This window comes from Streptomyces sp. WELS2 (genome assembly GCF_013870595.1).
Classification (GTDB): Bacteria; Actinomycetota; Actinomycetes; order Streptomycetales; family Streptomycetaceae; genus Streptomyces.
Genome location: NZ_JACBWZ010001310.1, coordinates 1 through 1172 on the forward strand (window position 1 = coordinate 1; position 1172 = coordinate 1172).

2 protein-coding genes are annotated in these 1172 nt (G+C 74.2%); both read right to left on the minus strand.

The genetic code is table 11. The annotated features are described in order from the left end of the window. A partial coding sequence (locus H5J33_RS35980) for an ATP-binding cassette domain-containing protein (protein WP_181798844.1) occupies nt 1-442 on the minus strand: 442 nt, incomplete at its 3' end. After that, on the minus strand, nt 439-1172 hold a 734-nt coding region (modB, locus tag H5J33_RS35985; protein WP_181798846.1), incomplete at its 5' end, for a molybdate ABC transporter permease subunit. The genes H5J33_RS35980 and modB, both read right to left, overlap by 4 nt.

Genomic DNA, 1172 nt, shown 5'->3' on the forward strand with positions numbered 1-1172 from the left:
CCGCCTGGGCGCGGGCCTCGGCCTTGCCCACGCCCTGGCAGCGGGGTCCGAAGGCGACGTTGTCCAGGGCGGACAGGTGGGGGAAGAGCAGGTAGTCCTGGAAGACGACACCGACCGGACGGGACTCGGGGGGCGTGTGCTCCAGGGGGGAGCCGTCCAGGTGCAGGTGGCCGTCCGTGAGGGGGGTGAGGCCGGCGAGGGCGCGCAGTGCGGTGGTTTTGCCGGCCCCGTTGGGGCCGAGGAGGGCCACCACCTCGCCGGGGGCGGCCGTCAGGGTCACGTCCAGACGGAATCCGGGACGGTCGACTACGAGGTGGGCGTCCAGGCCGGGGGCCGGATTCGGGGGCGGAGTGCCGTGGGCGGCCGCGGGTGCGGGTGCGGGTGGGGTGGCGGTGGCGCCGTGGGTGGGCTGTCCGTCGGCGTGGGGGTCGGTGTGGGTCATGGGGTTGTCATCCAGCGGTCCCTGAGGGCTGCCAGGACCGCGATCGACACGGTGAGCAGCACCAGGCTGAGGGCGATGGCGGCCTCCGGGTCGTCCTGGAGGGCGAGGTAGACCGACAGGGGCATGGTCTGGGTGCGGCCGGGGAAGTTGCCCGCGAAGGTGATCGTCGCGCCGAACTCGCCGAGCGCCCGCGCCCAGGCCAGCACCGCGCCGGCCGCGATGCCGGGCGCGATCAGCGGCAGTGTCACCCGGCGGAACGCGGTGAAGCGGGACGCGCCGAGCGTGGTGGCCGCCTCCTCGTAGCGCGGGTCGGCGGCGCGCAGGGTGCCCTCGACGCTGATCACCAGGAACGGCATCGCCACGAACGCCTCCGCGATCACGACCCCCGTGGTGGTGAACGGCAGCGTGATCCCGAACCACGCGTCCAGCCACCGCCCGACGACACCGTTGCGGCCCAGCGCCAGCAGCAGCGCCACACCGCCGACGACCGGCGGCAGCACAAGCGGCAGGGTGACCAGGGCCCGTACCAGGCCACGGCCGGGGAAGTCCGTACGGGCCAGCAGCCAGGCCAGCGGGACGCCGAGGACGAGGCTCACGGCGGTCGCGGCGGTCGCGCTGATCAGCGACAGCTGGAGCGCCTGCCACACCTCCGTGCTGCCCAACTGCTTCGGCAAAGAGTGCCAGGGCGCGCGGACGAGCAGCGCGAGCAGCGGCAGCAGCAGGAACGCCA